Source organism: Streptomyces sp. SCPE 10, from assembly GCF_051980735.1.
In the GTDB taxonomy this organism is placed as follows: domain Bacteria; phylum Actinomycetota; class Actinomycetes; order Streptomycetales; family Streptomycetaceae; genus Streptomyces; species Streptomyces misionensis.
Genome location: NZ_CP197069.1, coordinates 676,882 through 702,085, shown reverse-complemented (window position 1 = coordinate 702,085; position 25,204 = coordinate 676,882). Strand labels below are relative to the sequence as shown.

The 25,204-nt window shown below is 73.3% G+C and carries 23 protein-coding genes, 1 tRNA gene and 1 pseudogene; 11 read left to right on the top strand and 14 right to left on the bottom strand.

The window, feature by feature from the left end; genetic code table 11:
• Positions 1-61: 61 nt before the first annotated feature.
• A complete protein-coding gene (locus tag ACSP97_RS03315; RefSeq protein WP_355531021.1) occupies positions 62-1,084 on the top strand; it encodes an MASE1 domain-containing protein in 1,023 nt (340 codons plus the stop codon).
• A gap of 14 nt (positions 1,085-1,098) precedes the next feature.
• On the opposite strand, the gene ACSP97_RS03310 is transcribed toward ACSP97_RS03315, so the two are convergent.
• A complete protein-coding gene (locus ACSP97_RS03310; RefSeq protein ID WP_355151267.1) occupies positions 1,099-1,305 on the bottom strand; it encodes a hypothetical protein in 207 nt (68 codons plus the stop codon).
• Between the two features lie 719 nt (positions 1,306-2,024).
• Here ACSP97_RS03310 and selA point away from each other — a divergent pair.
• Together selA and ACSP97_RS03300 are read left to right on the top strand one after the other, a co-directional pair.
• Positions 2,025-3,311, top strand: coding sequence for an L-seryl-tRNA(Sec) selenium transferase (selA, locus tag ACSP97_RS03305; RefSeq protein WP_440558546.1), 1,287 nt, complete (start codon positions 2,025-2,027; stop codon positions 3,309-3,311).
• Positions 3,311-5,137 (top strand): SelB domain-containing protein, encoded by a 1,827-nt coding sequence (locus ACSP97_RS03300; RefSeq protein ID WP_440558545.1) that lies wholly within the window; start codon positions 3,311-3,313, stop codon positions 5,135-5,137. The genes selA and ACSP97_RS03300 overlap by 1 nt, the downstream gene beginning before the upstream one ends.
• Positions 5,138-5,140: 3 nt before the next feature.
• On the opposite strand, the gene ACSP97_RS03295 is transcribed toward ACSP97_RS03300, so the two are convergent.
• Positions 5,141-5,233: transfer RNA gene (locus ACSP97_RS03295), tRNA-Sec, on the bottom strand.
• Positions 5,234-5,267: 34 nt separating this feature from the next.
• Here ACSP97_RS03295 and selD point away from each other — a divergent pair.
• Positions 5,268-6,284, top strand: a complete 1,017-nt coding sequence (selD, locus tag ACSP97_RS03290; protein ID WP_440556275.1) for a selenide, water dikinase SelD — start codon at positions 5,268-5,270, stop codon at positions 6,282-6,284.
• A 157-nt stretch (positions 6,285-6,441) separates the two neighbouring features.
• On the opposite strand, the gene ACSP97_RS03285 is transcribed toward selD, so the two are convergent.
• Positions 6,442-7,071, bottom strand: coding sequence for a TetR/AcrR family transcriptional regulator (locus tag ACSP97_RS03285; protein ID WP_355531023.1), 630 nt, complete (start codon positions 7,069-7,071; stop codon positions 6,442-6,444).
• Between the two features lie 70 nt (positions 7,072-7,141).
• Here ACSP97_RS03285 and ACSP97_RS03280 point away from each other — a divergent pair, with 70 nt between their 5' ends.
• Positions 7,142-8,014 (top strand): ketopantoate reductase family protein, encoded by an 873-nt coding sequence (locus ACSP97_RS03280; protein WP_440556274.1) that lies wholly within the window; start codon positions 7,142-7,144, stop codon positions 8,012-8,014.
• Positions 8,015-8,029: 15 nt separating this feature from the next.
• Here the strand turns inward: ACSP97_RS03280 and ACSP97_RS03275 are convergent.
• From ACSP97_RS03275 to ACSP97_RS03265, 3 genes and pseudogenes are all read right to left on the bottom strand, one after another.
• Positions 8,030-8,793 (bottom strand): annotated as a pseudogene (locus tag ACSP97_RS03275) (IS5 family transposase).
• Positions 8,794-8,925: 132 nt separating this feature from the next.
• The gene (gene fdh, locus ACSP97_RS03270; protein WP_440556273.1) at positions 8,926-12,186 is read right to left on the bottom strand and encodes a formate dehydrogenase; all 3,261 of its coding nucleotides are present in this window, start codon (positions 12,184-12,186) and stop codon (positions 8,926-8,928) included.
• A gap of 399 nt (positions 12,187-12,585) precedes the next feature.
• On the bottom strand, positions 12,586-13,443 hold the full coding sequence (locus tag ACSP97_RS03265; protein WP_358272918.1) for a class I SAM-dependent methyltransferase: 858 nt from the start codon (positions 13,441-13,443) through the stop codon (positions 12,586-12,588).
• A gap of 117 nt (positions 13,444-13,560) precedes the next feature.
• Here ACSP97_RS03265 and ACSP97_RS03260 point away from each other — a divergent pair, with 117 nt between their 5' ends.
• Positions 13,561-14,148: a TetR/AcrR family transcriptional regulator gene (locus ACSP97_RS03260; protein WP_440556272.1), complete on the top strand. Its 588-nt coding sequence runs from the start codon at positions 13,561-13,563 to the stop codon at positions 14,146-14,148.
• A 4-nt stretch (positions 14,149-14,152) separates the two neighbouring features.
• Here the strand turns inward: ACSP97_RS03260 and nrfD are convergent, their stop codons facing one another.
• From nrfD to ACSP97_RS03245, 3 genes are read right to left on the bottom strand one after another with little or no spacing between them, the layout of a single operon-like run.
• A complete protein-coding gene (gene nrfD, locus ACSP97_RS03255; protein ID WP_440556271.1) occupies positions 14,153-15,214 on the bottom strand; it encodes an NrfD/PsrC family molybdoenzyme membrane anchor subunit in 1,062 nt (353 codons plus the stop codon).
• Between the two features lie 60 nt (positions 15,215-15,274).
• Positions 15,275-16,303 carry a 4Fe-4S dicluster domain-containing protein gene (locus tag ACSP97_RS03250; RefSeq protein ID WP_364725607.1) on the bottom strand — a complete coding sequence of 343 codons (1,029 nt, stop codon included), beginning with the start codon at positions 16,301-16,303 and terminating at the stop codon, positions 15,275-15,277.
• A 15-nt stretch (positions 16,304-16,318) separates the two neighbouring features.
• Entirely contained in the window at positions 16,319-16,672 is a 354-nt protein-coding gene (locus ACSP97_RS03245) for a cytochrome b N-terminal domain-containing protein (protein ID WP_440556270.1), read from the bottom strand.
• 111 nt (positions 16,673-16,783) lie between these two features.
• On the opposite strand from ACSP97_RS03245, the gene ACSP97_RS03240 reads away from it, so the two are divergent.
• Positions 16,784-17,065: a hypothetical protein gene (locus ACSP97_RS03240; RefSeq protein WP_440556269.1), complete on the top strand. Its 282-nt coding sequence runs from the start codon at positions 16,784-16,786 to the stop codon at positions 17,063-17,065.
• Positions 17,066-17,068: 3 nt separating this feature from the next.
• Here ACSP97_RS03240 and ACSP97_RS03235 read toward each other — a convergent pair whose 3' ends face one another.
• Together ACSP97_RS03235 and ACSP97_RS03230 are read right to left on the bottom strand one after the other, a co-directional pair.
• Complete coding sequence (locus ACSP97_RS03235) at positions 17,069-17,506, bottom strand: ATP-binding protein (RefSeq protein ID WP_440556268.1); 438 nt, start codon at positions 17,504-17,506, stop codon at positions 17,069-17,071.
• Between the two features lie 256 nt (positions 17,507-17,762).
• Complete coding sequence (locus tag ACSP97_RS03230; RefSeq protein ID WP_070024756.1) at positions 17,763-17,936, bottom strand: CsbD family protein; 174 nt, start codon at positions 17,934-17,936, stop codon at positions 17,763-17,765.
• A 126-nt stretch (positions 17,937-18,062) separates the two neighbouring features.
• Between ACSP97_RS03230 and ACSP97_RS03225 the strand changes: the two genes are divergently transcribed.
• Positions 18,063-18,545 carry a MarR family winged helix-turn-helix transcriptional regulator gene (locus ACSP97_RS03225; protein WP_355151284.1) on the top strand — a complete coding sequence of 161 codons (483 nt, stop codon included), beginning with the start codon at positions 18,063-18,065 and terminating at the stop codon, positions 18,543-18,545.
• Between the two features lie 134 nt (positions 18,546-18,679).
• Complete coding sequence (locus ACSP97_RS03220; RefSeq protein WP_355328868.1) at positions 18,680-20,335, top strand: MFS transporter; 1,656 nt, start codon at positions 18,680-18,682, stop codon at positions 20,333-20,335.
• Between the two features lie 5 nt (positions 20,336-20,340).
• Here the strand turns inward: ACSP97_RS03220 and ACSP97_RS03215 are convergent, their stop codons facing one another.
• The 3 genes from ACSP97_RS03215 to mgrA form a co-directional block, all read right to left on the bottom strand.
• Positions 20,341-20,964 (bottom strand): DedA family protein, encoded by a 624-nt coding sequence (locus ACSP97_RS03215; RefSeq protein WP_355151286.1) that lies wholly within the window; start codon positions 20,962-20,964, stop codon positions 20,341-20,343.
• Between the two features lie 74 nt (positions 20,965-21,038).
• On the bottom strand, positions 21,039-21,212 hold the full coding sequence (locus tag ACSP97_RS03210) for a hypothetical protein (RefSeq protein ID WP_358272929.1): 174 nt from the start codon (positions 21,210-21,212) through the stop codon (positions 21,039-21,041).
• 116 nt (positions 21,213-21,328) lie between these two features.
• A complete protein-coding gene (mgrA, locus tag ACSP97_RS03205) occupies positions 21,329-22,372 on the bottom strand; it encodes an L-glyceraldehyde 3-phosphate reductase (RefSeq protein ID WP_355328753.1) in 1,044 nt (347 codons plus the stop codon).
• Between the two features lie 188 nt (positions 22,373-22,560).
• Here mgrA and proP point away from each other — a divergent pair, with 188 nt between their 5' ends.
• Both proP and ACSP97_RS03195 read left to right on the top strand, forming a co-directional pair.
• Entirely contained in the window at positions 22,561-24,090 is a 1,530-nt protein-coding gene (gene proP / locus ACSP97_RS03200; protein WP_355531114.1) for a glycine betaine/L-proline transporter ProP, read from the top strand.
• Between the two features lie 142 nt (positions 24,091-24,232).
• Positions 24,233-25,078, top strand: coding sequence for a chitosanase (locus ACSP97_RS03195; protein ID WP_382077675.1), 846 nt, complete (start codon positions 24,233-24,235; stop codon positions 25,076-25,078).
• The last annotated feature ends 126 nt before the right edge of the window (positions 25,079-25,204 follow it).

Genomic DNA, 25,204 nt, shown 5'->3' with positions numbered 1-25,204 from the left:
TTCAGCCGGAGGGGCGGACGCGCCCGCTCTCGCCTCGCCGACCCGCGCCGGCCGGTGTGAGATGGCTGCTGTGGTGGGTATCGCGGAACTGCGCCGGCCGGGCGGCTATGCCGTCCGGGTACTGGCCGTCGCGGCCTGCTACTACGGCGCCGGGCGGCTCGGGCTGCTGCGCGAGCTGTCCGTGGAGAGTGCCGTCGTCACCCCGATCTACCCGCCGACCGGCGTCGCCGTCGCCGCCCTGCTGATCCTCGGCATCGGCTGCTGGCCCGGCATCACACTCGGCGCCCTCGCCATCATCCTGAGCCTCGCGCCGCCCGGACCCGATCTGGTCGGCATCCTCTTCGGCAACACCGCCGCCCCCGTGTGCGCGGCGATCCTGCTGCACCTGGCCCGCTTCCGCATGGACCTCAGCCGCTTCCGCGACGGCCTCGCCCTGGTGTTCCTCGGCGCGCTGGGCGCCATGGCGATCAGCGCGACCGTCGGCGTCGGCATGCTCGTCCTCACCGGAAAACTGGCCGCGCAGGCGTTCTGGCCCGTGTGGCTCGCCTGGTGGGTGGGCGACGCGGTGGGGGTGCTGCTGGTCACCCCGCTGCTGCTGTTGCTGCGCGGGGCGCGCCTGCCCCCGTCCTTCGCGCGGTGGAAGGAGGCGACCGCGCTCGCCGCCATCGCCTGCCTGCTCGTCCCGGTGGCCGTCTACAGCTCGCTCAGCCTGCTGTTCCTCGTGTATCCGCTGATCATCTGGGCAGCCCTGCGCTTCCAGCTCGCGGGCAGCGTGCTGTGCGCGCTGTTCACGTCCGTGCTCGCCGCCCTCGCGGCCACGGAAGCCCGCGGGGCGTTCGAGGGCCTGAGCGCGATCGAGGTCATGGCCAAGCTCCAGGCGTTCAACGGCGCGATGGCGCTCACCGCGCTGCTGATGTCCGCCCTGATCACCGAACAGCGCAACACCCGGCGCTCGGTGGAACTCGCCTGCCAGGAACTGGTGGAGGTGCTCGAAAACCTGACGGCGGGCGACGTCCCCGCGCCCAGGCCGCGCCCCGGCGCCGACGAAGCGGGCGGCGACGGCGGCGACCGGTCACGGCGATGAGGCGGCGGGGACGGTCACCGGTGTCCGGGCCCCTCGCCATGGGTGTCTTGCCGCGGGGCGCCGCGGCCCCTGGCGCTGCGTTCCGCGACATCGCGCGGGGTGGGGGTCGGCGTCGGCGAGTCGCCGGCCTCCTCGGCGGCGTGCCGGCGCTCTTCCTCGTGCCGGCGGTTCACGTCCCGCTGGTCGGGTCGGTCGTGGCGGTGGTCATTGCGTTCGCTCATACGGCGCCGGGTACCCGCACCCCCGGCCGCCGCAACGTCCGCCGCCCGGCGTGTCGAACGGCCCGCCGGGGGCACTGGGAGACGATGGCCGGAGCCCGTCGGCGAGGGCGAGGGCCGGACCGGAGGGAAAGGGCGGCATGGAACAGCGGGTGACACCGCGCGCGGCGGACGCGGGGTGCGCGCGGGCAGCGACGGCCGACGAGGCGGCGGTGACCAGGGAGGCTCAGGGAGTCACGGCCGGAAGGGCCGAGTCTGCCGGGGTGGCGGGAGTGAGCGGCGCGGCCGCGGGGGCCACGACCGAGCGGCCCGGGTCCGCCGAGGCGGCGGGCCTGAGGGGTGAGGCAGCCGAGGCCGCGGGGACCGCGCGCGCGAAGGCCGCGTCGGCCGCGGTGGCGGCTGCGAGCGGCGAGGCGACCGGAGCGAGCCGCGCGCGTGGCGAGGCCGCGAGGACCGCGGCCGGCGACCCCGAGACCGCCGGGGCGACGACGGCGAGAGCGGAGGCGGTCGAAGCGGGGGACCCGAAGGACGAAGATGCGGCTGCCGCTGCGGCGGGCGTCGACGGCGCCGCTGCCGGGGCGACGGCCGCGAAGGCCGAGGCCGCCGAAGCGGAGGACCCGCGCCGTGGGCTCGGTGCCGTGACGGGCGCGCGGGCCGTCGGCGGGGCGCACCGGGCGGGCGGCTCCGGTGACGGCCAGGACGGCGGGGACGTCCGTCGACGGGTGCCCCGTACCGACGTCCTCCTGCGTGACCCCCGGCTGGCCGCCGCCGTGGAGCGGCTCGGGCAGGCCGTGGTGAAGGCCGCCGTGCGCGAGGCGCAGCAGTGGGCCCGGGACGGGCGGGTGCCGCCGGAACGAGTGCCGGAGACCGTGCTCGGCCTGCTGCCCGGCACCGCGAGCGGACTGCGGCCGGTGATCAACGCGACCGGCGTGCTGCTGCACACCAACCTCGGGCGGGCCCCGCTGTCGGACGCCGCCCGGCAGGCGATGACGGAGGCCGCCGGGCCCACCGACGTGGAGCTCGACCTGGCCACCGGGGTACGGGCCCGCCGGGGCCGCTCCGCGCTGGCCGCGCTGCGGGAGAGGGTGCCGGCCGCCGGGGACGTCCATGTCGTCAACAACGGCGCCGCCGCCCTCGTACTGGCCGCCACCGCGCTCGCGGTCGGCAAGGAGATCGTCGTCAGCCGGGGCGAGATGGTGGAGATCGGCGACGGCTTCCGCCTGCCCGACCTGCTCGTCTCCACCGGCGCCCGGCTCCGCGAGGTGGGGACCACCAACCGGACGACCGCCGCCGACTACGCCGACGCCATCGGCCCCGGCACCGGGTTCGTGCTGAAGGTGCACCCCTCCAACTTCCGCATCACCGGCTTCACCCGCGCGGCCGAGGTCGGCGAACTCACCGGCCTCGGCGTCCCCGTGGTCGTGGACATCGGCTCCGGACTGCTCACCCCCCATCCGGCACTGCCCGAGGAACCCGACGCCGCCACCCAGCTGCGGGCGGGCGCCGCCCTCGTCACCGCGAGCGGCGACAAACTGCTCGGCGGCCCCCAGTGCGGACTGCTGCTCGGCGACCGGGACCTCGTGCGCACCCTCGCCCGGCATCCGCTGGCCCGCGCCCTGCGCGTGGACAAGCTGACCCTGGCCGCGCTGGAGGCCACCCTGAGCGGACCGCCCACCCCGACCGCCCGCGCGCTGACCGCCGACCCCGCCGGGCTGCGGGCCCGCGCCGACCGGCTCGCCGCCGAACTCGGCGCCCACGGCATCGACGTACGGGCCGTGGACAGCACCGCCACGGTCGGCGGGGGAGGAGCGCCCGGCGTCGAGCTGCCCAGCGCGGCGCTCTCCCTGCCCGAGCCGTACGCCGCCGCGCTGCGCACCGGGCGGCTCCCGGTCGTCGGACGCCTGGAGGCCGGCCGCTGCCTGCTGGACCTGCGGGCGGTGCCGCCCGCGGACGACGAGCGGCTCGCCCGGGCCGTGCGCTCGGCGGGCACCGAAGGGAGGCAGGCGTGATGCGCGTCCTCGCCACCGCCGGCCATGTCGACCACGGCAAGTCCGCCCTGGTGAGGGCCCTGACCGGGATGGAGCCCGACCGGTACGAGGAGGAGCGCCGCCGGGGCCTCACCCTCGACCTCGGCTTCGTGTGGACACGGCTCGGACCGGACGGCGACCACCTCGCCTTCGTGGACGTGCCCGGGCACGAGCGCTTCGTGCCGACCATGCTCGCCGGCGCCGGACCCGTGCCCGCCGTGCTGTTCGTGGTCGCCGCCGACCAGGGCTGGCAGCCCCAGTCCCAGGAGCACCTGGCCGTCCTCGACGCGCTCGGCGTCCGGCACGCCGTCCTCGCGGTGACCCGCAGCGACCTCGCCGACCCCGAACCGGTGCGCGTGGATGCCATGGCACGCCTGGCCGAGACCTCCCTCGGCAAGGTCGCCTCGGTCGCCGTGAGTTCCGTCACCGGCGCGGGACTCGACGAACTGCGCGCCGAACTCGCCCGGATGACAGCGGAGTTGCCCGACCCCGATCCCGAGGCCGACGTACGGCTGTGGCTGGACCGGGCGTTCACCGTGCGCGGCCACGGCACCGTGGTCACCGGCACGCTCGGCGCGGGCACCCTGCGCGTCGGCGACCGGCTGGTGACCGGCGACGGCTCGGCGGTGCTGCGGGTGCGCGGACTCCAGAGCCTGCACGAGAACCGCGAGTCCGTGAGCGGGGTCGCCCGCGTCGCGGTCAACGTGCACGGCCAGGGGGACGCGGGGCTGCGCCGGGGGCAGGTGCTGCTCACCCCCGAGCGCTGGCTCACCACCGAGGTGATCGACGTCCGGGTGGGCGGCGAGCCGGTGGCCGAACTGCCCCGCCAGGCCACCCTGCACATCGGGACCGCCGCCGTCCCGGTGACCCTGCGCCCCCTCGGGGAGGACACCGCCCGGCTCACCCTCGGCCGGAGCCTGCCCCTGCGCATCGGTGACCGCGCGGTGCTGCGCGAGCCCGGCGGCGGCCGGGTCCCGTGCGGGGTCACCGTCCTCGACGTACGGCCGCCGCGGCTCGCCCGGCGCGGCGCGGGGCGCGCCCGCGCCGCCGAACTGGCCGCCCTGACCGGCCGGCCGGACGGCGCCGCCGAACTGCGCCGCCGCAAACTGATCCGCCGCGCCGACCTGGCCGCGATGGGTGCCCCGGCCCCCGCCGCCCCCGTCATCGGCGACTGGCTGGCCGACGAGACGTACTGGGACGGACTGCGTGCCCGGCTGGCCGCCGAGACCGACCGGCACGCCCACGCCCACCCCCTGGACCCCGGCCTGCCCACCGAGGCCGCCCGCCGACTCCTCGGCCTGCCCGACCGGGCTCTCGTCGACGCGCTGGCCGAGGCGTCCCCCCGGCTCCGCGTCGACAACGGCCGCCTGTACGGCCCCGACACGCCCGGCCTGCCCGCCCCCGTCCGCGCCGCCGTGGACGCCGTACGCCGCGACCTGGCCCGGACGCCGTTCCGCGCGCCCGAGGCCGGGCGGCTCGAAGAACTCGGCCTGCACCGCAGGACGCTGGCCGCCGCTGTCACCGCCGGGGCCCTGCTGCGCATCGCCGACGGGATCGTCCTGCTGCCCGGCGCGGACACCGAGGCCGCCGCCGTCCTGCGCACCCTGCCTCAGCCCTTCACCCTCAGCGAGGCCCGCCGCGCGCTCGACACCACCCGCCGGGTGGCCGTACCGCTGCTGGAGTTCCTGGACACCCGGGGCCTTACGGAACGCGTCGACGACCAGCGCAGACGCTGCCGGACCGGACCTGCGGCCGAGGGCGGCCGACCGACCGCGGCGTTTGGCCCCGACGGCGATCGGTACAGGTAGGAGCGGAGGCGGACGGGAATCGAACCCGCCTGCCCGAGATCCTCGGACACCTCGGTTTTGAAGACCGGGAGGGCCACCAGGCACCCACACGCCTCCACCGCTCGTCAGGCTAGTGCCCCAGGAGACCGGAATGACACCGACCCGCCAAGCGACCGTCCGACTCACGCAGTTCGCCCACGGTGGCGGCTGCGCCTGCAAGATCCCACCCGGTGAGCTGGAGGACGTGGTCAGCGGGCTGACCGTGCCGCGGCTTGCCGGCGGCGACACCCCGCTGCTGGTCGGCCTGTCCACCGGCGACGACGCGGCCGTGGTCACCCTGCCCGGCCGGCCGGACACGGCCATGGTGTGCACGGCCGACTTCTTCACCCCGGTGGTGGACGACCCCTACGACTGGGGGCGCATCGCCGCCGCCAACGCGCTGTCCGACGTGTACGCCATGGGCGGCCGTCCGGTGCTCGCCGTCAACCTGCTGGCCTGGCCGCGCGACCGGCTCCCCTTCGACCTGGCCCGCGAGGTGCTGCGCGGCGGGCTCGACATCGCCACCGAGGCCGGCTGCCACGTCGGAGGCGGACACAGCGTGGACGATCCGGAACCCAAGTACGGCATGGCCGTCACCGGCATCGCCGACCCGGAACGGCTGCTGCGCAACGACACCGGCCGGCCCGGGACCCCGCTGTCCCTGACCAAGCCGCTCGGCCTCGGCGTGCTCAACAACCGGCACAAGGTCACCGGCGAGCGGTTCGAGCAGGCCGTCGCCACCATGACGGCGCTGAACCGGGAGGCGTCCGAGGCCGCGCTGGCCGCCGGGGCCACCTGCGCCACCGATGTCACGGGCTTCGGCTTCCTCGGCCATCTGCACAAGCTCGCCAAGGCCTCCGGAGTGACCGCCGTGGTCGACACCGCCGCCGTGCCGTATCTGGACGGTGCCCGCGAGGCCGTCCGCGACGGCTTCGTCAGCGGCGGCACCCGGCGCAACCTCGAATGGGTCGCCCCGCACACCGAGTTCGGCACCACGGACGCCGACACCCGGCTGCTGCTCGCCGACGCCCAGACCTCCGGCGGACTGCTGGTCGCCGGGGAGGTCCCCGGAGCGCCGGTGGTGGGGGAACTGGTGCCGCGCGGCTCCCACACCGTCGTGCTCCGCTAGTGCCGTGGCAGTGAACGTTTGCCCTGTTGTGACGTGACGCGCCGTCCGGGGTCCTGAGCTGGATGCGGAACAAGAACGCCGCCGACCAGTGCCTCACTGCCCTCGTCCACAGGGTGAACGCCGCCTGACCCGCGCCGCCGGCGTCTGTCTCGGGTCGTCAGGTCCGGGTCGGTGGCGCACTCATCGCTGCCGTCAGGAACGTGATCGCCCATCGCCGGGCCGCCTCGCCCGCTACCGGGGTCGTGCAGCCTGGAGAGGGCTGCTGGTGGACCTCGAGGCGGTCGACGGCCGCCACGGCAAGGATTCCCCGTAGCCGGAACCGCAGCTCCTCCGGGGAAAGGCCGGGCAGTACGCGCGCGAAGGCTGCGAGGTAGCGCTCGCGGACCGTGTCCTCGTCCGGGCCGGTCCAGCTGCGCGCCTCCTCGGCCGGGTCGCTGAGGATCGTCATGATCAGCCGGGACGTCCGGGCGCCGCCCTCGTCGCCGGCCGACATCTCGTCGAACAGCGGCCCCGCGAATGCCTCCACCAGTTCGCTGACCAATGGGTCGGGGGTCCGGGCGAGCAATTTGTCGAGCCCTGCGCACTGGGCCGCGTTGATGGGCTCGATCACGCGGCGGGCGACCGCGGCCATCAGCTCCGCCTTCGACCCGAAGTGGTAGCCGACGGCGGCCAGGTTCGCTCCGGCGAGTTTGGTGATCGCGCGGACCGAGGTGCCGCGGTATCCGTGCTCGGCGAAGAGGTGCTCGGCCGCGTCGAGGAGCTGGGTGCGGGTGTCTGAGGTCGCCACACAAAGGACTCTACATATGTTTGAATAAAACGAACGTATGATTTAATCGAACGTATGAAAGAAGGCTGCCATGAAGCTGCTCGTGTACGGTGCCGGGGTTTGCGGCAGCCTGTTCGCCGCCCGCATGCATGAGGCCGGCCACGACGTCTCGCTCCTCGCCCGGGGTGGGCGCCTGACCGCTCTGCGCCGGCACGGCGTGCAACTCGCCGAGGGAGACAGCCCAGCTGCCAGGCGGGTACCGGTACCGGTGATCGAGCACCCGGGCAGCGAGTACGACCTGATCACCGTCTTCGTCCGCGCCCACCAGGTGGACGCGGTGCTGGAATCGCTCGCCGGCGTCCAAGGTGATGTGCTGTTCCTGCTCAACTGGGCAGCCGGCCCGGAAACGCTGGGCGCGGTGATCGGCCACGAACGGGTGCTGCTCGGCTTCCCCATGACGGGCGGCACGATGGACGGCGACCTGATCCGCTACCGCAAGAGCGGTTTCATCACCCGTCGGGTCGCGATGCCGATCGGCGAACCCGACGGCCGCACCACCCCGCGACTGGAACGGATCGTGGAGACGTTCCGTACTGCCGGGATCAACGCCAAGGCCGAGCTGCGGATGGACGCCTGGCTCAGGACGCACGCCGCATTCGAGGTGCCGCTCGGACAGGCGGTACACGCGGCGGGCGGCCCGGTGGCGCTGGCCGACGACCCGGACGCGGTCTGCGGCACGCTCCACCTCATGCGGCAGAACCTCGCCGCGATGGGGACGCCGCCGGTACCTCGCGCGTTCGCCGCGTTGCGGGCTCTGCCGCGAGGGCTTCTCGTGGCCGTGCTCCGGCGCTTCCTGAAGAGCCCGACGGCCGTGCACAGCGGACTCAACGACCCCTCGCCTGCCATGGCGGCCGAACTCGAGCAGCTGACCGAACAGCTCCGCGCCCGTGCGAGAGCCCGCTAGGTCGTGTCCGTAAAGTCAGGGCAGCCAGAGCAGGAGGCAGGCGATGGTGACCATGGCCTGGTAGTGGCGGGCGCGTTTGTCGTAGCGGGTGGCCAGGGCCTTGTGGTGTTTGAGCTTGTTGAAGCAGCGCTCGACGACGTTGCGGCGCCGGTAGGCGGCCCGGTCGAGTCGGCAGAGGCTCTCGCCGCGGCGGAGGCGGCCGTTGATCTGGTCGATCCGTTCGGGGATCACGGCCTTGATGCCTCGGCGGCGGAGGTAGGAGCGGATCTTCGCGGACGAGTAGCCCTTGTCGGCGGCGACCCGCTCGGGCCGGGTCCTGGGCCGGCCGGGACCGCACCGCTGGACGCGGATGCGGGCCATGACCTGCTCGAACTGGGTGCAGTCGTTGACGTTCCCGGCCGTGACCGTGAAGGCGAGGGGCCGGCCCTGGCCGTCGCAGGCGAGGTGGATCTTCGTGGTCAGCCCGCCGCGGGACCGGCCGATCGCCTCGCCCGGCCAGGGCCCCCTTTTCGGGCCCCGGCCGCGTGCTGGTGGGCCCGCACGGTGGTGGAGTCGACGCACACGATGGTCCAGTCGACCGTGCCGACGGCATCCGAGTGCTGCTGGACGTGGGCCAGGAGCCGGTCCCAGGTTCCGTCGGCCGACCAGCGGCGGAAGCGCTCGTAGACCGTCTTCCACGGCCCGTACCGCTCGGGCAGGTCCCGCCAGGCCGCACCCGTGGACAGCTTCCACAGAATCCCGTTCACCACCTGACGGCGGTCCCGCACCGGCCTGCCCATCCGCGACGGAGCCAGCAACGGCTCGATCACCGCCCACGACTCATCAGTCAGCTCATGACGACGCACCACGAACAGACCAACGAGCCCACCACTTTACGGACACGGCCTAGAGACTCCTGCTCCGCCCGCGGACTACGGCTCCGTGCCCGTGTGCTCGTCGATGCCCGCCCGGGCCCGGTACGCCCGCACCAGCTCCAACGAGGCCGGGCCGCGCGGCCGGCGCCCCGGGCGGATGTCCACCGCGATCGCTTTGGCCTCCTGGATATGGGTGTTGGGGTCCAGGGAGAGGTGCAGCAGCTCGTTCGCCGCGTCGCCGGTGGTGTAGCCGTTGGGGCCCCAGTGGTAGGGCAGCCCCACCTGGTGCAGCCGCCGGCCGTGCACGGTCAGCGGGGCCATCCGGTCGGTCACCAGCACCCGCGCCTCGATCACCCCGCGGGCGCTGACGATCGTCGCCCAGCCGGTGTGCTCCAGGTTCCGCTCGGCGGCCAGCTCCGGGGAGACCTCGCAGAAGAACGCCGGTTGCAGCTCGGCCAGATACGGCTGCCAGCGGGACATGCCGCCCGCCGTGTGGTGCTCGGTGAGCCGGTAGGTCGTCGCCACGTACGGGTAGACCTGCGAGCCGCGCTCGTCACCGCTCGGCTGGTAGCGGTTGTCCGGCACCGCCGGCATCAGCTGCCGCACCGGGTTGCGCTGCTGGTCGTAGAGCAGGTTCGGGAACGGCGAGTCCTGCGGCTCGTAGTGCGTGGGCAGCGGCCCGTCCGTGAGCCCGGACGGCACGTACAGCCACGCCTTGCCGTCGGCCTGCATGATGAACGCGTCCCGGCCGGTCAGCGCCGCGGGCCCGGTCGCCTCCTGGTCCGGCTCGTAGTCCGGCGCCTTGTCCTTCTTGAAGTCGGGCACGTCGTGCCCGGCCCACTCGCCCTTGTCCGCGTCCCACCACACCAGCGCCTTGCGCTCGCTCCACGGCCTGCCCTCGGGGTCGGCGGAGGCGCGGTTGTACAGCACCCGGCGGTTGGCGGGCCACGCCCACGCCCACTCGGCGGCCACCCAGTCCTGCTCCCGGCCGGGCTTGCGGCGGGCGGCCTGGTTGACGCCGTCGGCGCGCACCCCGCAGTAGATCCAGCAGCCGCAGGTGGTCGAGCCGTCCGGCTTCAGCTGCTCGTACGAGGAGAGCGGCTTGCCCTCGGCGTCGTAACCGTTGATCTCCGCGAGCACGGCCTCCGCGTCGGGTTCGGCCAGCGGGCCCTTCGTCGGGTAGTCCCAGGCGAGGTCCAGCACCGGCCGGTCCATCTCGTCGGTCGACCCGGCGAGCTTCTCCCGGATGATCCGCCCCAGATGGAACGTGAACCACAGATCGCTGCGCGACTCGCCGGGCGGCTCGATCGCCTGGTGGTGCCACTGGAGCAGCCGCTGGGTGTTGGTGAAGCTGCCGTCCTTCTCGGTGTGCGCCGCGGCCGGCAGGAAGAACACCTCGGTACGGATGTCCTCCGTGCGCATCTCCCCGGTCTCGATCTCCGGCCCGTCCTGCCACCAGGTCGCCGACTCGATCAGCGAGAAGTCGCGCACCACCAGCCAGTCCAGGTTGGCCATGCCGAGCCGCATCAGCTTGGAGTTGGCGTTGCCCACCGCCGGGTTCTCGCCCAGCAGGAAGTAGCCCTTGCAGACGCCCTCCAGCTGCGCCATCGTCGTCTCGTACGTCGAGTGCGAACCGGTCAGCCGCGGCAGGTAGTCGAAGCAGAAGTCGTTCTGCGCCGTCGCCTTGTCGCCCCAGTACGCCTTGAGCAGGCTCACCAGGTACGAGCGCATGTTGCCCCAGTAGCCCTTGTGCGCCGCCTCCGCCTCGACGAAGGCGTCCAGGTCCTGGTTCTGGTGCGCGTGCGGCATCGGGATGTAGCCGGGCAGCAGGTTGAACAGGGTCGGGATGTCCGTCGACCCCTGGATGGAGGCGTGTCCGCGCAGCGCGAGGATGCCGCCGCCCGGTCGGCCGATGTTGCCCAGCAGCAGTTGCAGGATGCAGGCCGTGCGGATGTACTGCACGCCCACCGTGTGCTGTGTCCAGCCCACCGCGTAGGCGAAGGCCGTCGTCCGGTCCCGGCCGGAGTTCTCCGTGACCAGTTCGCACACCTGCCGGAACAGGTCCTGCGGCACCCCGCACACCTGCTCCACCATCTCCGGGGTGTAGCGGGAGAAGTGCCGCTTGAGCACCTGGAAGACACAGCGCGGATGCGTCAGCGTCTCGTCCCGCTCGGGCTCGCCCTCGCCGATCACCGCGCCGCCGGCGCCGTGCGCCTCGCCGCGCGCCGCCTCGGTCACCGACGCGCCGCCACCGGTGCGCTTGTCGTACTCCTGGTCGCGTTCGCCCGAGGGGGCCTGCACCTCGGTGCCCTCGTACTGCCAGCTGGAGTTGTCGTACGAGCGGTTCTCGCTGTTCAGGCCGGAGAAGACGCCGGACAGGTCCTCGGTGTCACAGAAGTCCTCCCGCAGGATCACCGGCGCGTTGGTGTACGCCAGGATGTAGTCGCGGAAGTACTTGTCGTGCTCCAGCACGTACCGGACGATCCCGCCGAGGAACGCGATGTCCGAGCCCGCGCGCAGCGGCACGTGCAGATCGGCGAGCGCGCTGGTGCGGGTGAACCGCGGGTCGACGTGGATCACCTTCGCGCCCCGCGCCTTGGCCTCCATCACCCACTGGAACCCGACCGGATGGCACTCGGCCATGTTCGAGCCCTCGATGACGATGCAGTCCGAGTTCTGCAGGTCCTGCTGGAAGGTGGTCGCGCCGCCGCGTCCGAACGAGGTTCCCAGACTGGGAACGGTGGAGGAGTGTCAAACGCGCGCCTGGTTCTCGATCTGGATCGCGCCGAGCGCCGTGAACAACTTCTTGATCAGGTAGTTCTCTTCGTTGTCCAGGGTGGCCCCGCCAAGGCTCGCGAAGCCCAGCGTGCGCCGGGTGCGGGTCTGGTCGACCTCCCACTCCCAGCCCGCCCGGCGGGCCGCGATCACCCGGTCGGCGATCATGTCCATCGCGGTGTCGAGGTCGAGGCGCTCCCACTCGGTGCCGTGCGGGCGCCGGTAGAGCACCTCGTGGCGGCGGGCCTCGCCGGTGGTCAGCTGGAGGCTCGCCGAGCCCTTGGGGCACAACCGGCCGCGCGACACGGGGGAGTCGGGGTCGCCCTCGATCTGGGTGACCTTCTCGTCCTGGACGTACACGTTCTGGCCGCAGCCCACCGCGCAGTACGGGCAGACCGACTTGACCACCCGGTCGGCTGAGGCCACCCGGGGCGTGAGCCGCTCGCTGCGGCCGCTCTTGGCGGCGGCGCCCCGGCCCAGCGGGTCCGTCCCGGTGAGCTGGCGGTACACCGGCCACGAGTCGATCCAGGTACGCACGCCCACGGCCACTCCTCCCACTCGTGTCCCGATTCTCCCGCGGCGCCGCCGCTTCGGCATCTCCTGCGGCGCTGAAGTACCCCGGCCCGCCGGGGGCAAACGGCGTGCCGGGCGTACTCCCGCGGAGCGGGCGGACGGGCCCCGGCGGGTGCGCATCCGCGGTGTCGGAGCAGACCGCCCCGCCCGCTGGAAACCGGCCCCCGAGAGGTACGCGCACGCCCTGCCCGCTCGCCGTCCCCGCGTCCGCGGCCCTGCCGATCGCCGTGCACACCTGGGACGTGGACGGCGCGTCCCGCGCGGGACCGCGCACCGCGTGGCGGTGCCGGACGCCGCGGCCGTACCCCGCCACCCACCGGCCGGCCGATGTGACGGCCGCCTCCCTGCCGGAGCCGGCCGACCGTCCGCTCACCTGGCGTCCGCCGGGCGCTCCGCCGTGACCAGCCAGGACGTGCCGGGCAGCCGGACCGTGCCGTCGTCCGCCTCGTGGGCGCGCAGCCGGTCCGTCAGGGCGCGGCGGGCGCGATCCTGTTGCGCCGCGCCGACCTGTGCCATCAGATGGCGGCCGGGGCCCGTGCCGAGCATGAACTCCGCGGCGTCCTCGGCTCCGTGCCCCCAGGTCTCGTACGCCCGCACCCGGCCCGCGGCCACCTCGGTGAAACCGGCCGCGGTGAGGACGGCGCGGACGCGGTCCGGGTCGGCCAGGGAGAACATGCCGGGCAGCCCCGGAGCGCCGAAGCCGCCGAGCGGCAGCACGTCGGCCAGCGAGGCCAGCGCCGCCGCCCCGCCGCTGAGCGAGACGTCGGCCGGGCAGACGAACGCCAGGCGCCCGCCGGGGCGCAGCGCCCGGCCGATGTTGCGGAAGGCCGCCACCGGGTCGGCGAAGAACATCACCCCGTAACGGCTGATCGCCGCGTCGAAGACGCCCGGCTCGAAGGGGTGGACCTGCGCGTCGCCCTGGACGAAGGAGACGTTGGCGACTCCCTCCCGCCGCGCGCGGGCCCGCGCCTCGGCCAGCATCGGGCCGGACAGGTCGAGGCCCAGCGCGCCGCCCCCGGGGGCGCGGAGCGCGGCGAGCCGGGTGGTCTGCCCGGAGCCGCAGCCGAGGTCGAGCACCCGGTGGGTCGAGGCGATCGCGGCGGCGTCGAGCAGCGGTGCGTCGAAGCCTTCGTTCACGGCGTTCCAGCGGTCCTGGTGGCGCGCCCAGTGAGCGCCCTCCGGACCGTTCCACGCCTTTTCCTGCTGGGAGTTGACGATGTGCGGCACGGCGGCCTCCTGTGCGCGACGGAGAATGGGCGCTTGCCCAAACAGTATGGGCACACGCCCATACTGACAATCCCCGTTACCATCCGGGTCGTTGGCGCGAGGACGGAGGGCAGGGCCATGGCACCGCGTGGAGTTGCGACGCCGGACGTGCGCGAGCGGCTGTTCGCGGCCGCCGAGCGTGTCGTGGAACGGGCCGGCCCAGGCGCCCTCACCAGCCGTTCCGTCACCACCGAGGCGGGCTGCGCCAAGGGGCTGCTGCACGCCCACTTCGCCGGGTTCGACGAGTTCGTCGCCGAGCTCTGCCTCGACCGGTTCGCGCGGACGGCGGCGCGGGCGCGGGCGCTGTCGGGACTCGCCGGGCAGGGCACGGTGGCGGGGAACCTCGGCTCCGTCGTCCTCGCCCTGTTCGATTCCGGCGGCCCCGCCCTGTCGGGCCTGGCGATGGCCCGCCCCGCCGCCCTGGCGCGCGTCCGCGCGGCCCTGGAGGGCGGGGCGCCGGGCTTCGCCGCGATCCAGGAGGCCGTGACCGGCTATCTGACGGCCGAGCAGGGGCTCGGCCGGGTGGCGGAGACCGTCGATCCGGGCACCGCGGCCCTCGCGATCGTCGGCACCGCCCACCATCTGCTGATGACCGGCTGGCCCGGCGCCCCCGACCCGCGGCCCGCGATGAGACGCCTGGTGGCCGCGCTGGTGGACGGCGGGTAGCCGCTCAGCCGCCCTTCGCCGCCAGCCTCTCCCGCTGTGGCACCACCGTGTACCGGGGGTCCTCCGCCGACGCCACCCCCGCCTGGAAGACGCCGAAGCGCAGCGCCGCCGAGCCGGTGAGCAGGGCGGTGCCCGCGGCGAGGGCGAGCCGGCGGTCGGGTACGCGGGCGCAGAGCAGGGCGAGGGCCGCACCGCCCGCGGTCAGCGCCTCCGCCGCGCGCAGCAGCGCCCGCGGCCTGCCCTGGTCGAAGGGCTCGGCGGTCAGGCCCATGCGGCGCTTCATCAGTCGGAACGCGCCCAGCTCCAGCGCGGCGCCGAGCACCGCCGTCCGGCGGGCCGGACCGGCCTGCGCGGTCGGGGCGGTGACCAGGCCGAGGCCGGACGCGGCGGTCGCGGCCGAACCCGCGAAGACGAACGGCAGTTCACGGTAGCCCTCGTGCCAGGACGGCACCGCGGTGTCCGCGATCAGCACCGCCGTGTACGTCGCCACACCGGGGCCGAGGACGGCCGCCGCCGCGGTGGCGGCCGAGCCCACCGGCCGCAGACGGTCCGCCAGGTCCGCCGCGGCAGCCCCCAACAGCCGGTAGCGGCCCGCCACTTCGATGGCCGCGGCGGCCATGGTCAGCGGCGCGTACCCCATCAGCAGCCAGGAGCCCACGCTCATCGGCGAGGTCGGTTTGAAGACGCGCAGCATGTTCAGGAAGCGGGCCGGCCGGCCCAGATCGTGCACCAGGGCGGCGAGCGAGAGGGAGATCGCGCCGGCCGCGCCGATCTTCGCCGGAGCCGCGAGCCCCGGCCGCCCGGTGACGTGGGCCCCCGCCGCCAGCAGCGAGGACGCCCCGGCCAGCCCGCCGAGGTACAGGTACCCGGCGATGTCCAGCGCCTTCCACGTCGGCTTGTTCAGCACGGGCTTGCCGTAGTACGACGAGAACGACGCGTCCGGCACCATCGGCTGTTCGCCCCGCCCGCGCCGACGCCGCCTGCGCCCCGCGTACGCGCCGGTCGGCGCCTCCCGGCCGGGCCGTGAGCCCTTCTCGCCGCCCCGGGTGACATCCCTCTCGCTCATCGCACGCTCCTCGCAGAACCGGCGCGGTTCACCGCACGCTCCTCGCGGCACCGACGGACCTCACCGTGACCTCCGTCCAAAACCGCCCGCGAAACCGCCCACCGCGAGCCCCACCAGCGTCACCGCCGCCAGCGCCGCGTGCCGCCACATGTCCGGCAGATCCCGGGTGGTGACCACGGGGTCCGGGGGCAGGCCGTACACCTCGGGCTCGTCCAGCAGCAGGAAGAACGCGCCGTCGCCGCCGACCCCGTCGTCCGGACTCTCCCCGTACAGGCGGGCGTCGGTGACCCCGGCCGCGTGCAGCTGCGCCACCCGGCCCTGTGCCCGCTCCCGCAGTTCGTCCAGCGGCCCGAACTGGATGGAGTCCGTCGGACAGGCCTTGGCGCAGGCGGGTTCCATGCCCGCGCCCAGCCGGTCGTAGCACAGGGTGCACTTCCACACCCGGCCGTCGTCCTTGCGCTGGTCGATGACGCCGTACGGACAGGCCGGCACGCAGTACCCGCAGCCGTTGCAGATGTCCTCCTGGACGACGACCGTGCCGAACTCGGTGCGGAACAGCGCCCCGGTGGGACACACGTCCAGACAGGCCGCGTGCGTGCAGTGCTTGCACACGTCGGAGGCCATCAGCCAGCGCAGCTCGGTGCGGCCGTCGGGGGAGAGGGGGGAGATCCGCCCGGCGGGCGCGCCCTCGGGGGCCTGCCCGGGCGGGGGAGCGGTGGCGCCGGGGCCGGGTGAAGCGGCGTCGGTGCCGAGCCGGGCCGCCGCCTCGAACACATCGGCGTCCTCGTGGACGACCCCGGGCTCCTGCCCGCCGAACGGCTTGCGCTGCTCGATGAAGGCCACGTGCCGCCAGGTGTCGGCGCCCAGGCCCTGCGTGTTGTCGTAGGACATGCCGGTCAGTTCCAGGCCGTCCTCCGGGACCGCGTTCCACTCCTTGCAGGCCACCTCGCAGGCCTTGCAGCCGATGCACACCGAGGTGTCGGTGAAGAACCCCATCCTCGGCGGGGCGTCCGGATAGCCGGCCGCCCCGGCCACGTCCGGCTGCGGGCCGAACCACTGGTTTCCATGGACGTCAGGGCCGTCGCTCATGGAGTGCCTCCTCGCTCACGACTCGCTCACGACTCCTCGCCCGGCGCCGCTCCTCCCACCGCGTGGCCGAAGTGCGTTCCGGGTGCTGCGGCCGGGCCGCGCCCACCGGGTGCGCTTGTGCACCACCACGTACGTCAGGTGCACCCCGACCAGCACCGGCAGCAGCCCCGGCACCAGCAGGACGTGCGCCAGGTACAGCCGGGGGATGACGGCGCGCCCCGGGAACCGGCCGCCGAGGACGAAGTACGACACCAGCGGGCTGAACGGCGCCGACTCGCCCAGCAGGAACGACCAGTGCTCTGGGAACGCCTTGAGCAGGAACTCCTCGCCGGAGGCCGACACGGGAAGCCGCCGGTCGAGCGAGCGCACCAGACGCTCGCCCCGTTCCCGGGGGCCGTTCCTCGGACGCCGCCACTCGTCGCTCGCCTTCCGCCGGTGCTGGGTCGTGCACGTTGCGTGCCCCCTTCGAGCGTGGCACGGGTGCCCTCGCTCCGCGCGCCCGAAACGACGGCGGCACGGCGCTGCGGGGGCCGCCGGGCCGGGGCACGCCACTTGGCGGAGGTCTCGGTGTGCTGCGAGCCGGTCTTCCGGCCGGAGCGCTGGGGCGACGCCCTGGACCGGGCCGCCCGGGCGGCGCTCACCGGCCGGGTGCGCGAGTCCGGTCGTACCCCGCGATGTGCCGGGGACCCGGCGGCGCCGGACCGGGCGGCGGCCGACGGCGGTCGGGAGCGGCCCGGGAGGAAGCCGCTGCCGCGGCCGTGAGGCTCAGGAACCGTCCTCGCGGACGAGCGGCACGATCACGGTGACCCGCTTGCCCTCGGGCAGCATCGTCACCTCCAGGTCGCGCGCGAGCATGGTCACCAGGTGCAGACCGTGGCCTCCGACGCGTGCGGGGTCGGGTGGACGCGTGCGTGGCGGTTCGCGGGAGGTGTCCGTCACCGAGACGCGCAGCGCGCGGGCGCCGGGCAGCAGATCCAGGCCGAGGGCGCAGGGCCCCGGCGCGTGCTTGGCCGCGTTGGTCACCAGTTCACTCACCACGAGCTGCGCGTCCTGTACCGAGCGCGGCGCCGGGACCGGGTGTGCCCTGCCCAGCAGGGCGGTCACGGCGGCACGCGCGTCCGCGCTGCTGCACATGCCGCTCGCCCAGTCGCGGCGGTAGCGCGCGTCCTGTGTCCTCGCCTGCGTCCTCACCGGGATGTCCATACCTCGTCGCCCTTTTCCCTCCGGGATTCGGGGTCCCTTCCGACGTTTGTGAAGAAACGTGCCGTCCTCTTCCGGCTACCCGCTGGCCCGTCGATCAAGGGGACGGCCACCGGGATTCCTCCGGTTGCGCACGAACCCCTGGTGGAGCGGTCCGCGCACACGGCGGCGGGTCCCGGGAATCCGCTTCGGAGGATTCCCGGGACCCGCCGCGAATCGGTCGTACGGACCGGCGCCGTGTCCGACACCCACCGGGTCCTCAGTGTTTGAAGGTGTCCTTGGCCTTCTCCTTGGCCTGCCGGGCGTCCCCGCGCGCGCCTTCCGCGCGGCCCTCGGCCTCCATCCGCTCGTTGCCGACGGCGCGGCCCACAGCCTCCTTGGCCTTGCCCTTGGCCTGCTCCGCCTTGCCCTTCGCCTTCTGGTCGCCAGCCATCGCGGTCTCACATCCCAACGTGTCGTGATGTCCGTTCGCTGTTCGGTTTGCCCCTGCGACGCCCCTCAAACCGATTACCCGCCCTTGGTTGAACAGTCCAGACTGATAAACCTACTGTTACTAATCATGGATGTGGCAGACATGAGCGATGCGGTGGACGGGGGCGGGACGGCCGCCGACCGGGGCCGGGACACGCCCGCGCTCGCCGGAGCCCTCCGGCTGGCCATGGGCCGGATCGTGCGCCGGCTGCGCCAGGCGCACGCGGTGGGCGACATCTCCCTGTCCGAGGTGTCGGTGCTGGCCAGGCTGTCGGGCGGCGGCCCCGACTCGCCGGGCTCGCTCGCCGAGGCGGAACGGGTGCGGCCCCAGGCGATGGCCGGCACCCTCGCCGGGCTCGAACGGCGCGGCTGGGTGAGCCGTACGCCCGACACGGCCGATCGGCGCCGGGTCGTCGTCGCGATCACGGAGGAGGGCAGGACCGTGCTGGAGCAGCGCCGCTCCGAGTCCGTCGGCCGCCTCGCCCACGCCCTGGAGGGGTTCACCCCGCGAGAACGGCAGGCCCTGCACGACGTCCTGCCCCTGCTCGACCGACTGGCGGAGCGACTGTGAACGGCAACGCGCCCGGCGCGGGCACACGCGCCCGCCTCCTCGCCCGCTCGGCCGGCCGACGGGCCACGCCCCCCGGCCCCGGCTACAAGTGGGTCGCCCTGTCCAACACCACGCTCGGCGTGCTGATCGCCACGATGGACGCCTCCATCGTGATCATCTCGCTGCCCGCGATCTTCCGCGGCATCGGGCTGGACCCGCTCGCCGCGGGCAACATCGGCTATCTGCTGTGGATGATCCTCGGCTATCTGCTGGTCTCGGCCGTCCTGGTGGTGGTGCTCGGCCGACTGGGCGACATGTTCGGCCGGGTGCGGATCTACAACCTGGGCTTCCTGGTCTTCGCCGTCGCCTCCATCGCCCTGTCCCTGGACCCGTTCCGGGCCGGCGCGGGCGCGCTGTGGCTCATCCTGTGGCGCATCGTGCAGGCCTTCGGCGGCTCCATGCTCACCGCCAACTCGGCCGCGATCCTCACCGACGCCTTCCCGGCCCGGCAGCGCGGCATGGCCCTCGGCATCAACCAGATCACCGCGCTCGCCGGGCAGTTCCTCGGCCTGCTCGCGGGCGGACTGCTGGCCGCCGTCGACTGGCGGGCCGTGTTCTGGGTGAGCGTCCCGGTCAGCGTCACCGGCACCATCTGGTCGTACCTGAGCCTGCGCGAGACCGCGGCCGGCGGGCGCGGCCGCGTCGACTGGCTCGGCAACCTCACCTTCGCCTCGGGCGCCGGCATCCTGCTCGCGGGCATCACCTACGGCATCCAGCCCTACGGCGGCCACGCCACCGGCTGGACCAACCCCTGGGTCCTCACCGGGCTGATCGGCGGGGTGGTCCTGCTGCTGGTGTTCTGCGTGGTGGAGACCAGGGTCGCGGAGCCGATGTTCCGGCTGTCGCTGTTCCGGGTGCGGGCGTTCGCGGCCGGCAACCTGGCCGCCCTGCTGACCGCGATCGCGCGCGGCGGGCTCCAGTTCATGCTGATCATCTGGTTGCAGGGCATCTGGCTGCCGCTGCACGGCTACGACTTCGAGGACACCCCGCTGTGGGCGGGCATCTTCATGCTGCCGCTCACCGTCGGGTTCCTGCTCGCCGGTCCCGTCTCCGGCTATCTCTCCGACCGGTTCGGCGCACGGATCTTCTCCACCGCCGGGCTGATCGTGGTGGCCGGTTCCTTCTTCGGCCTGCTCGCCCTGCCGGTGGACTTCGACTACGGCCTGTTCGCCGCGCTGCTGCTGCTCAACGGGCTGGGCCAGGGCATGTTCTCCTCGCCCAACACCTCCTCGATCATGGGCAGTGTGCCGGCGAAGTACCGGGGCGTGGCCTCCGGGATGCGCTCCACCTTCCAGAACTCGGGTACGGCCCTGTCCATCGGCGTGTTCTTCTCACTGATGGTCTCCGGCCTCGCCGCCTCCCTGCCGAAGACCCTCGGCAGCGGGCTCCAGGCGCACGGCGTGCCCGCCGCGACCGCCCACCAGGTGGCCTCGCTGCCCCCGGTCAGCACCCTGTTCGCGACCTTCCTCGGCAACAACCCGATCGGTCATCTGCTGGGTTCCGGCGGCACGTTGGACCGGCTGACCGCCGCCCAGCGCGCCACCCTGACCGGCCACCGGTTCTTCCCCGAACTGGTCTCCGGCCCCTTCCACCACGGCCTGACCATCGTCTTCAGCGTGGCCGCCGGCATGGCCCTGGTCTCCGCGGTGGCCTCCGCGCTGCGCGGCGGCCACGAGCGCGCCGACGACCCGGCGCCGACCGGAACCGGGCCGGGTGCGCCGAAGGAGTCCCGGGCGGCCCGCTCCTCGTGAACCGCTCAGCGCTCGTGGCGCCGCCGCAGGACATGGCGGACCACGAGCGCCACGACCAGGACCGCGAGGGCCACGAGGACGTAGATCTCGTAGCGCTTGATCTCGTCGTAGACCTCGGTGATGTGGCTGCCCGTCAGATAGGCGAGGGAGGTCCACAAGCCGACCCACAGAGCCGCGCCGAGGGCGTTGAAGACCAGGAAGCGGCGCCAGCGCATGCCCGAGGTGCCCGCGATGATGCCGTTGACCTGGCGCAGCCCCTCCACGAACCGGGCCACGGTCACGATCTTGCCGCCGTGCCGGTGGAAGAACTCCTCGGCGGTGGCGAACCGCTTCGGGGTGAGGAAGACGTACCGGCCCCAGCGGTGCACGAAGGCCCGGCCCCCGTAGTGGCCGATCAGATAGCCGATGTTGTCGCCGACGACGGCCGCGGCGAAGGCGATCAGGGCCACCTTCACGACGTCCAGTTCGCCCGCGCCCGCGTACACCCCGGCCGCGAGCAGGATCGTCTCACCCGGTGCCGGGACGCCGAAGTCCTCCACGAGGATCACGGCGCCCACGGCCCAGTAGCCGTAGTGGGCGAGCAGGGGCGCCAGATGGGCCAGCGGTCCCGGAAGCGGAGGGGCGGCCATGTCTCCACGGTACGACCCCGGCGCGCCGCTCGGTGTCCGGCCCGCTGCGCTGGGCCACCCCCGGGGCGCTCGCCTCAGTGGCCGGAGTCCTCCTCGGCGGCGGTGTGCGGCTGGCAGCCGGGGCACAGTTCGTGGTCGCCGTCGCGGGTGACGACGGTCCCCCAGCCGAGGCAGCGTTCGCAGTCACGGGCGAGATCCAGATCGGGATGCGGCGGCGGGAACTGGCCGGGGCGGGGTCCGTGCACCATGCGGCGAGCGGCTCCTTGAGGTGAGGATCACTGGACTGTTCGAGTGACCAGAATAAGTCCTATTTATCCCATTTTTCTGTGACGTACGTCACATACTCGTCGCCGATCGGGAGCGATCAGTCGAGAGCGCCCAGCCGGGCCTCGCGCCACAGGTCCACGCCGCCGTCGGTGGCGTACGTGTCGATCTCCGCCAGTTCCTCGTCGGTGAAGTCCAGGTTGTCCAGGGCGGCCACGTTCTGCTCCAGCTGCTCGGTGCGGGAGGCGCCGATGACCAGGGACGTCACCCGCTGGTCGCGCAGCGCCCAGGCGAGCGCCAGCTGGGCCAGCGTCTGCCCGCGCCGGGCCGCGATCTCGTTCAGGGCGCGCAGCCGGCGCAGCATGTCCTCGGTCAGCCAGGAGCGGTCGAACGACGTGCCCCGCGCGGCCCGCGAGTCCTGCGGCACGCCCTCCAGGTACCGGCCGGTCAGCAGGCCCTGGGCGAGCGCCGTGAAGCCGATGACCCCGAAGCCCTCCTCCTGCGCCACGTCCAGCAGGCCCTCGGTCTCGATCCAGCGGTTGAGCATGCTGTACGACGGCTGGTGGATCAGCAGCGGGGTGCCGAGGTCGCGCAGGATCGCCGCGGCCTGCCGGGTGCGCTCGGCGTCGTAGGAGGAGATGCCGACGTAGAGCGCCTTGCCCTGGCGGACGGCCGTGTCCAGGGCGCCCATCGTCTCCTCCAGCGGCGTGCTCGCGTCCAGCCGGTGGGAGTAGAAGATGTCGACGTAGTCCACGCCCATCCGGCGCAGCGACTGGTCCAGCGAGGCCAGCAGGTACTTGCGCGAGCCCCCGCCCTGTCCGTAGGGGCCAGGCCACATGTCCCAGCCCGCCTTGGTGGAGATCACCAGCTCGTCCCGGTAGGGGGCGAGGTCGCCCCGCATCAGCCGGCCGAAGTTCTCCTCCGCCGAGCCGTAGGGCGGGCCGTAGTTGTTCGCCAGGTCGTGATGGGTGATCCCGAGGTCGAAGGCGCGCAGGGCGATCTCGCGCTGCGTCTCGAACGGGCGGTCGTCGCCGAAGTTGTGCCAGTAGCCCAGGGACAGGACCGGCAGGTCGAGCCCCGAGCGGCCGGTGCGCCGGTAGCGCATGGTGCCGTCGTAACGAGCGGGGTCCGCGACGTGGGTCATCGGGTGTTCTCCGGGTGGTGGGTAGGGGCGTCCCCACGGTGTCAGGGGACCCGTCCACCCTGCTCCGCGGTGATCCGCAAGTCCAACCGAGCACCCGGATGGGATTGAGCGGTTCCGTTTCTGAATCGGGCACAGGGGCAGGCGGTCACCGGTACGGAGTACGGAAGGAGGCGCTCGTGAGCGAGGCGATGTCCCCGGGCGACCGGCAGGACGGAAACGGAGTGGCGACGGCCCCGCCGGCGGTGGCCCGGCTGCCGCGTCAGGTGCGTGCGGATCTGACCCGCAGGCTGCGCCGCAACCGGCGCGCGTTCCGCCAGGACGACGTGCAGGTCGTGGAGCGCCCGCTGCTGCGGCGCGCCGTCGGCGCCTCGGCGCTCGGCAACTGCATGGAGTGGTTCGACTTCGGCGTCTACAGCTACCTCGCCGCCACCATCGGCAAGGTCTTCTTCCCGGGCGCCTCCCCGGCCGCCCAGGTGGTCTCCTCGTTCGCGACCTTCGCCGCCGCCTTCGTGGTGCGACCCCTCGGCGGACTGTTCTTCGGGCCGCTCGGCGACCGGGTCGGCCGGCAGAAGGTGCTCGCCACCACCATGATCATGATGTCGGTGGGCACCTTCGCCATCGGGGTCATCCCGGGCTACGCCACCATCGGCATCGCCGCCCCGCTGCTGCTCCTGCTGGCGCGGATGGTCCAGGGCTTCTCCACCGGCGGCGAGTACGGCGGCGCCACCACCTTCGTCGCCGAGTACGCGCCCGACCGCAGGCGCGGCTTCCTGTCCAGCTGGCTCGACTTCGGCACCTTCGTCGGCTACGCCCTCGGCTCGGCCCTCGTCACGGTGCTCGGCCTGCTGCTGACCGACGCCCAGATGCTCTCCTGGGGCTGGCGCGTGCCCTTCCTGATCGCCGGGCCGCTCGGTGTGATCGGCCTGTACATGCGGCTCAAGCTGGAGGAGTCCCCGGCCTTCCAGCAGCAGCTGGACGCGCACGAGAAGGCGCTGGCGCAGGAGTCGACGGGCAGCGAGCTGAAGGACATCGTCCGCAACCACTGGCGGCCGCTGCTCATCTGCATGGGCCTGGTGCTGCTGTACAACGTCACCAACTACATGGTCACCGGCTACCTGCCCACCTACCAGACCGAGACACTGCACCGCTCCGCAGGCTTCGCGGACCTCCTGGTGCTCATCGGCATGGTGTGGATCGTCGTCCTGATCACCTTCCTCGGCCGGCTCAGCGACCGGATCGGACGGCGGCCGGTGTACGGCGTCGCCGCGGTCGCGATGATCGTCCTGGCCGTGCCCTCCTTCCTGCTGCTCAAGGCACAGGGCACCTGGCCGCCGGTGCTCGGGGTGCTGATCCTGTCCACGCTGCTGGCCTGCTTCGCCGCGCCGAGCGCCGCCACCCTGCCGGCGCTGTTCCCGACGGCGGTGCGCTACGCGGCCATGGGCATCGGCTTCAACATCGCGGTCGCGGCCTTCGGCGGCACCACCCCGCTGGTCACCGCCGCACTCGTCGAGGCGACCGGGGACAAGCTGATGCCCGCCTATTACCTGATGCTGGCCGGAGTCATCGGACTGCTCACCGTCAGGTTCCTGCCCGAGAGTGCCCAGGTGCCGTTGAAGGGGTCGCGGCCGATGGTCGGCTCGCGCGCCGAGCGGCGCGAACTGATCACCGTCTCCCGGGAGTTGTACGAACGCGCGGGAGAGCGCACACCGCGCGGCTGAACCGGGCGGGGCGCCGGGCTGTTCGATCCTACGAAGTTCACGCGGGCCGGGTTTCCGGCCTCCGCGGCCTCTGATAGGAAACTTTCCTACCAGTGCTCGTGCTGGTCCGAACCGCCACCCCCCACTCCCACTTGGAGCTCCCGTGGTGCACGAAGACCGCGAAACCGCAGCCCTCGCCCGCCTGTCCCGCCGCTCCCTCGTCGCCGCGCTCGGCGCCGTGGCGGCCGGCGCCGTCCTCGGGGCCCAGCGCGCCGGCGCGGCCCCGGCGCCGGCCGCCGCGACCGGCCTCGACGACCCCGCGAAGAAGGAGATCGCGATGAAGCTGGTGTCGAGCGCGGAGAACTCCTCGCTCGACTGGAAGGCCCAGTACAAGTACATCGAGGACATCGGCGACGGCCGCGGCTACACGGCGGGCATCATCGGCTTCTGCTCCGGCACCGGCGACATGCTGGAGGTCGTCCAGCTCTACGCCGACCGCGAGCCCGGCAACGTCCTCGCCCGCTATCTGCCCGCCCTGCGCAAGGTCAACGGCAGCGACTCGCACTCCGGCCTCGACCCGGACTTCCCGGCGGACTGGCGCAAGGCCGCCCAGGACACGGTGTTCCAGCAGTGCCAGAACGACGAGCGCGACCGCGTCTACTTCGACCCCGCGGTGTCCCGGGGCAAGAGCGACGGACTGCGCGCCCTCGGCCAGTTCTGCTACTACGACGCCATCGTCATGCACGGCGACGGCGACGACCCCACCAGCTTCGGCAGCATCCGCGAGCGCGCCCTGCGCAGCGCCCGCACCCCGGCGCAGGGCGGCGACGAGACGGCGTACCTCAACGCCTTCCTCGACGCCCGGGTGTGGGCCATGAAGCAGGAGGAGGCCCACAGCGACACCAGCCGCGTCGACACCGAGCAGCGGGTCTTCCTGCGCAAGGGCAACCTCGACCTGAAGACCCCGCTCGACTGGAAGGTCTACGGAGACAGCTACCACATCGGCTGAGCCCGGCCCGTGGTCTCCCGCCGTGCCGCGCGCTCCGGCCGCGCGGCACGGCGGCCCGAAAGTCGTCGGCCACGCGGCGGCCAAACTCGCATACGAACGCCCTGACGAGGAAAGATGGCGGAAGCG

Excerpts from the sequence above, each read along its gene's own strand:
- ACSP97_RS03315 (WP_355531021.1), top strand. The coding sequence starts at position 62 with ATGGCTGCTGTGGTGGGTATCGCGGAACTGCGCCGGCCGGGCGGCTAT.
- ACSP97_RS03230 (WP_070024756.1), bottom strand. The coding sequence starts at position 17,936 with ATGGCTGGCGACCAGAAGGCGAAGGGCAAGGCGGAGCAGGCCAAGGGC.
- ACSP97_RS03225 (WP_355151284.1), top strand. The coding sequence starts at position 18,063 with ATGGATGTGGCAGACATGAGCGATGCGGTGGACGGGGGCGGGACGGCC.
- ACSP97_RS03215 (WP_355151286.1), bottom strand. The coding sequence starts at position 20,964 with ATGGCCGCCCCTCCGCTTCCGGGACCGCTGGCCCATCTGGCGCCCCTG.
- ACSP97_RS03250 (WP_364725607.1), bottom strand. The coding sequence starts at position 16,303 with ATGAGCGACGGCCCTGACGTCCATGGAAACCAGTGGTTCGGCCCGCAG.
- ACSP97_RS03235 (WP_440556268.1), bottom strand. The coding sequence starts at position 17,506 with ATGGACATCCCGGTGAGGACGCAGGCGAGGACACAGGACGCGCGCTAC.
- ACSP97_RS03280 (WP_440556274.1), top strand. The coding sequence starts at position 7,142 with ATGAAGCTGCTCGTGTACGGTGCCGGGGTTTGCGGCAGCCTGTTCGCC.
- mgrA (WP_355328753.1), bottom strand. The coding sequence starts at position 22,372 with ATGACCCACGTCGCGGACCCCGCTCGTTACGACGGCACCATGCGCTAC.
- ACSP97_RS03210 (WP_358272929.1), bottom strand. The coding sequence starts at position 21,212 with ATGGTGCACGGACCCCGCCCCGGCCAGTTCCCGCCGCCGCATCCCGAT.
- ACSP97_RS03310 (WP_355151267.1), bottom strand. The coding sequence starts at position 1,305 with ATGAGCGAACGCAATGACCACCGCCACGACCGACCCGACCAGCGGGAC.
- ACSP97_RS03220 (WP_355328868.1), top strand. The coding sequence starts at position 18,680 with ATGGACGCCTCCATCGTGATCATCTCGCTGCCCGCGATCTTCCGCGGC.
- ACSP97_RS03300 (WP_440558545.1), top strand. The coding sequence starts at position 3,311 with ATGCGCGTCCTCGCCACCGCCGGCCATGTCGACCACGGCAAGTCCGCC.
- selD (WP_440556275.1), top strand. The coding sequence starts at position 5,268 with ATGACACCGACCCGCCAAGCGACCGTCCGACTCACGCAGTTCGCCCAC.
- ACSP97_RS03260 (WP_440556272.1), top strand. The coding sequence starts at position 13,561 with ATGGCACCGCGTGGAGTTGCGACGCCGGACGTGCGCGAGCGGCTGTTC.
- nrfD (WP_440556271.1), bottom strand. The coding sequence starts at position 15,214 with ATGAGCGAGAGGGATGTCACCCGGGGCGGCGAGAAGGGCTCACGGCCC.
- proP (WP_355531114.1), top strand. The coding sequence starts at position 22,561 with ATGTCCCCGGGCGACCGGCAGGACGGAAACGGAGTGGCGACGGCCCCG.